The sequence below is a fragment of the Bacillus xiapuensis genome, from assembly GCF_002797355.1.
Classification (GTDB): Bacteria; Bacillota; Bacilli; order Bacillales; family Domibacillaceae; genus Bacillus_CE; species Bacillus_CE xiapuensis.
Window position 1 is genome coordinate 814,990 of sequence record NZ_KZ454940.1, and the last position, 5,000, is coordinate 819,989.

General features: G+C 53.9%; 1 protein-coding gene, 9 tRNA genes, 2 rRNA genes and 1 other annotated feature (1 of these 13 running past the window's edge). All 12 genes read left to right on the forward strand.

Annotated features, from left to right (window positions below; genetic code table 11):
• The first annotated feature begins 166 nt into the window (after positions 1–166).
• Positions 167–2,517: a sequence feature (most likely nonfunctional fraction of RNA operon), on the forward strand.
• Positions 753–905, forward strand: a complete 153-nt coding sequence (locus tag CEF20_RS16910) for a hypothetical protein (RefSeq protein ID WP_198508546.1) — start codon at positions 753–755, stop codon at positions 903–905. It overlaps the preceding feature by 153 nt.
• A 260-nt stretch (positions 2,518–2,777) precedes the next feature.
• A 5S ribosomal RNA gene (gene rrf, locus CEF20_RS15645) occupies positions 2,778–2,893 on the forward strand.
• 7 nt (positions 2,894–2,900) lie between these two features.
• Positions 2,901–2,976 (forward strand) — tRNA-Val (locus CEF20_RS15650).
• 7 nt (positions 2,977–2,983) lie between these two features.
• Positions 2,984–3,059: transfer RNA gene (locus CEF20_RS15655), tRNA-Thr, on the forward strand.
• A 24-nt stretch (positions 3,060–3,083) separates the two neighbouring features.
• A tRNA-Lys gene (locus CEF20_RS15660) sits at positions 3,084–3,156 on the forward strand.
• 6 nt (positions 3,157–3,162) lie between these two features.
• Positions 3,163–3,244: transfer RNA gene (locus CEF20_RS15665), tRNA-Leu, on the forward strand.
• Between the two features lie 10 nt (positions 3,245–3,254).
• Positions 3,255–3,329 (forward strand) — tRNA-Gly (locus tag CEF20_RS15670).
• 7 nt (positions 3,330–3,336) lie between these two features.
• Positions 3,337–3,425, forward strand: a tRNA-Leu gene (locus tag CEF20_RS15675).
• Positions 3,426–3,439: 14 nt separating this feature from the next.
• Positions 3,440–3,516 (forward strand) — tRNA-Arg (locus CEF20_RS15680).
• 19 nt (positions 3,517–3,535) lie between these two features.
• Positions 3,536–3,612, forward strand: a tRNA-Pro gene (locus CEF20_RS15685).
• Positions 3,613–3,624: 12 nt separating this feature from the next.
• Positions 3,625–3,700, forward strand: a tRNA-Ala gene (locus CEF20_RS15690).
• A gap of 132 nt (positions 3,701–3,832) precedes the next feature.
• Positions 3,833–5,000 (forward strand): 16S ribosomal RNA (locus tag CEF20_RS15695); it runs 387 nt beyond the window's last position.

The window sequence follows — 5,000 nt, forward strand, 5'->3', positions numbered from 1 at the left end:
GAGTGGATCCTGAGTACGGCGGAACACGTGAAATTCCGTCGGAATCCGGGAGGACCATCTCCCAAGGCTAAATACTCCCTAGTGACCGATAGTGAACCAGTACCGTGAGGGAAAGGTGAAAAGCACCCCGGAAGGGGAGTGAAAGAGATCCTGAAACCGTGTGCCTACAAGTAGTCAGAGCCCATTTATGGGTGATGGCGTGCCTTTTGTAGAATGAACCGGCGAGTTGCGATTTCATGCAAGGTTAAGCCGAGAAGGCGGAGCCGCAGCGAAAGCGAGTCTGAACAGGGCGAATGAGTATGAGGTCGCAGACCCGAAACCAGGTGATCTACCCATGTCCAGGGTGAAGGTAAGGTAACACTTACTGGAGGCCCGAACCCACGCACGTTGAAAAGTGCGGGGATGAGGTGTGGGTAGCGGTGAAATTCCAATCGAACCTGGAGATAGCTGGTTCTCTCCGAAATAGCTTTAGGGCTAGCCTCAAGGGAAGAGTCTTGGAGGTAGAGCACTGTTTGGACTAGGGGCCCCCATCGGGTTACCGAATTCAGACAAACTCCGAATGCCAAAGACTTATCCTTGGGAGTCAGACTGCGAGTGATAAGATCCGCAGTCAAGAGGGAAACAGCCCAGACCGCCAGCTAAGGTCCCCAAGTATACGTTAAGTGGAAAAGGATGTGGAGTTGCTTAGACAACCAGGATGTTGGCTTAGAAGCAGCCACCATTTAAAGAGTGCGTAATAGCTCACTGGTCGAGTGACTCTGCGCCGAAAATGTACCGGGGCTAAACGTATCACCGAAGCTGCGGATGGACACCAACCGGTGTCCGTGGTAGGAGAGCGTTCTAAGGGCGGAGAAGCCAGACCGGAAGGACTGGTGGAGCGCTTAGAAGTGAGAATGCCGGTATGAGTAGCGAAAGAAGGGTGAGAATCCCTTCCACCGAATGCCTAAGGTTTCCTGAGGAAGGCTCGTCCTCTCAGGGTTAGTCGGGACCTAAGCCGAGGCCGACAGGCGTAGGCGATGGAGAACAGGTTGATATTCCTGTACCACCTCTTTACCATTTGAGCAATGGGGGGACGCAGGAGGATAGGGCAAGCGCGCGGCTGGATATGCGCGTCCAAGCAGTTAGGCCGGTGACGAGGCAAATCCCGTCACCATACAGGCGGAGCTGTGACGGCGAGGGAAATAAAGTACCGAAGTTCCTGATTCCACACTGCCAAGAAAAGCCTCTAGCGAGGTAACAGGTGCCCGTACCGCAAACCGACACAGGTAGGCGAGGAGAGAATCCTAAGGTGAGCGAGTGAACTCTCGTTAAGGAACTCGGCAAAATGACCCCGTAACTTCGGGAGAAGGGGTGCTCTTTGAGGTGAATAGCCTCGAGGAGCCGCAGTGAATAGGCCCAGGCGACTGTTTAGCAAAAACACAGGTCTCTGCGAAGCCGTAAGGCGAAGTATAGGGGCTGACGCCTGCCCGGTGCTGGAAGGTTAAGGGGAGCGCTTAGCATTAGCGAAGGTGTGAACTGAAGCCCCAGTAAACGGCGGCCGTAACTATAACGGTCCTAAGGTAGCGAAATTCCTTGTCGGGTAAGTTCCGACCCGCACGAAAGGCGTAACGATCTGGGCACTGTCTCAACGAGAGACTCGGTGAAATTATAGTACCTGTGAAGATGCAGGTTACCCGCGACAGGACGGAAAGACCCCGTGGAGCTTTACTGCAGCCTGATATTGAATTTCGGCACAGCTTGTACAGGATAGGTAGGAGCCTTTGAAACCGGAGCGCCAGCTTCGGTGGAGGCGCTGGTGGGATACTACCCTGGCTGTGTTGAACTTCTAACCCGCACCCCTGATCGGGGTGGGAGACAGTGTCAGGCGGGCAGTTTGACTGGGGCGGTCGCCTCCTAAAAGGTAACGGAGGCGCCCAAAGGTTCCCTCAGAATGGTTGGAAATCATTCGCAGAGTGTAAAGGCACAAGGGAGCTTGACTGCGAGACCTACAAGTCGAGCAGGGACGAAAGTCGGGCTTAGTGATCCGGTGGTTCCGCATGGAAGGGCCATCGCTCAACGGATAAAAGCTACCCCGGGGATAACAGGCTTATCTCCCCCAAGAGTCCACATCGACGGGGAGGTTTGGCACCTCGATGTCGGCTCATCGCATCCTGGGGCTGTAGTCGGTCCCAAGGGTTGGGCTGTTCGCCCATTAAAGCGGTACGCGAGCTGGGTTCAGAACGTCGTGAGACAGTTCGGTCCCTATCCGTCGCGGGCGCAGGAAATTTGAGAGGAGCTGTCCTTAGTACGAGAGGACCGGGATGGACGCACCGCTGGTGTACCAGTTGTCTTGCCAAAGGCATCGCTGGGTAGCTATGTGCGGACGGGATAAGTGCTGAAAGCATCTAAGCATGAAGCCCCCCTCAAGATGAGATTTCCCATAGCGCAAGCTAGTAAGATCCCTGAAAGATGATCAGGTAGATAGGTTCGAGGTGGAAGCGTGGCGACACGTGAAGCTGACGAATACTAATCGATCGAGGACTTAACCAAAGAAAAGCGGAAGGCGCTCGTCCAGCGGCGACAAGCACAAGATCAGCTGACTGCAAGGTTGTTTTTGAACCTTGAAGACAGATGACCTTGTGACCTCGAGCCGCTAGCGCCTGCAGCTAGACAAAACGAAAAGCAGAAGGCACTCATTCAGTCCCTTCTGCTGGACAGCACAAACAATGGCACGGTTTGCCGGTTACTGAAACATATTATCCAGTTTTGAAAGAACAATTCTTTCAAACTTTATGCAGTCTGGTGGCGATAGCGAAGAGGTCACACCCGTTCCCATCCCGAACACGGAAGTTAAGCTCTTCAGCGCCGATGGTAGTTGGGGGTTTCCCCCTGTGAGAGTAGGACGCTGCCAGGCCGATATTGGAGGATTAGCTCAGCTGGGAGAGCATCTGCCTTACAAGCAGAGGGTCGGCGGTTCGATCCCGTCATCCTCCACCATATAAATGCCGGTGTAGCTCAACTGGTAGAGCAACTGACTTGTAATCAGTAGGTTGGGGGTTCAAGTCCTCTTGCCGGCACCATCTTCACCATGTTCTTTTTAGTACGAGCCATTAGCTCAGTTGGTAGAGCATCTGACTTTTAATCAGAGGGTCGAAGGTTCGAGTCCTTCATGGCTCACATGTTGCGGGTGTGGCGGAATTGGCAGACGCACCAGACTTAGGATCTGGCGCCGCAAGGCGTGGGGGTTCGACTCCCTTCACCCGCATTTTCATTAAGCGGAAGTAGTTCAGTGGTAGAACACCACCTTGCCAAGGTGGGGGTCGCGGGTTCGAATCCCGTCTTCCGCTCCATCCTTATGCCGGGGTGGCGGAACTGGCAGACGCACAGGACTTAAAATCCTGCGGTAGGTGACTACCGTACCGGTTCGATTCCGGTCCTCGGCACCAAGAGAATGCTGCATGCGCCCGTAGCTCAATTGGATAGAGCGTTTGACTACGGATCAAAAGGTTAGGGGTTCGACTCCTCTCGGGCGCGCCATTAAGATACAATATGCTTCCGGGAAGTAGCTCAGCTTGGTAGAGCACTTGGTTTGGGACCAAGGGGTCGCAGGTTCGAATCCTGTCTTCCCGACCATTTAATCATTATGGGGCCTTAGCTCAGCTGGGAGAGCGCCTGCTTTGCACGCAGGAGGTCAGCGGTTCGATCCCGCTAGGCTCCACCAAAAAAATATTGACAAATGCTTAAAAGGTTGTTAATATAGTAAAAGTCTCTTGAAGAATATTGATCCTTGAAAACTGAACAAAATAAACGTCAACGTTAATTCAATTTATTATTATGAGCTAAGCAAACAATCTTATCGGAGAGTTTGATCCTGGCTCAGGACGAACGCTGGCGGCGTGCCTAATACATGCAAGTCGAGCGGACTTAGCGGGAGCTTGCTCCTGCTTGAGTCAGCGGCGCACGGGTGAGTAACACGTGGGTAACCTGCCTGTAAGACGGGGATAACTCCGGGAAACCGGGGCTAATACCGGATAAGTTCTTTCTTCGCATGAAGGAAGATTGAAAGGCGGCTTCGGCTGTCGCTTACAGATGGACCCGCGGCGCATTAGCTAGCTGGTGAGGTAACGGCTCACCAAGGCGACGATGCGTAGCCGACCTGAGAGGGTGATCGGCCACACTGGGACTGAGACACGGCCCAGACTCCTACGGGAGGCAGCAGTAGGGAATCTTCCGCAATGGACGAAAGTCTGACGGAGCAACGCCGCGTGAGTGAAGAAGGTTTTCGGATCGTAAAGCTCTGTTGTCAGGGAAGAACAAGTGTCGGAGTAACTGCCGGCACCTTGACGGTACCTGACCAGAAAGCCACGGCTAACTACGTGCCAGCAGCCGCGGTAATACGTAGGTGGCAAGCGTTGTCCGGAATTATTGGGCGTAAAGCGCGCGCAGGCGGTCTTTTAAGTCTGATGTGAAAGCCCACGGCTCAACCGTGGAGGGTCATTGGAAACTGGAAGACTTGAGTGCAGAAGAGAAGAGCGGAATTCCACGTGTAGCGGTGAAATGCGTAGAGATGTGGAGGAACACCAGTGGCGAAGGCGGCTCTTTGGTCTGTAACTGACGCTGAGGCGCGAAAGCGTGGGGAGCGAACAGGATTAGATACCCTGGTAGTCCACGCCGTAAACGATGAGTGCTAAGTGTTGGAGGGTTTCCGCCCTTCAGTGCTGCAGCTAACGCATTAAGCACTCCGCCTGGGGAGTACGGCCGCAAGGCTGAAACTCAAAGGAATTGACGGGGGCCCGCACAAGCGGTGGAGCATGTGGTTTAATTCGAAGCAACGCGAAGAACCTTACCAGGTCTTGACATCCTCTGACCGCTCTGGAGACAGAGCCTTCCCCTTCGGGGGACAGAGTGACAGGTAGTGCATGGTTGTCGTCAGCTCGTGTCGTGAGATGTTGGGTTAAGTCCCGCACCGAGCGCAACCCTTGATCTTAGTTGCCAGCATTCAGTTGGCCACTCTAAGGTGA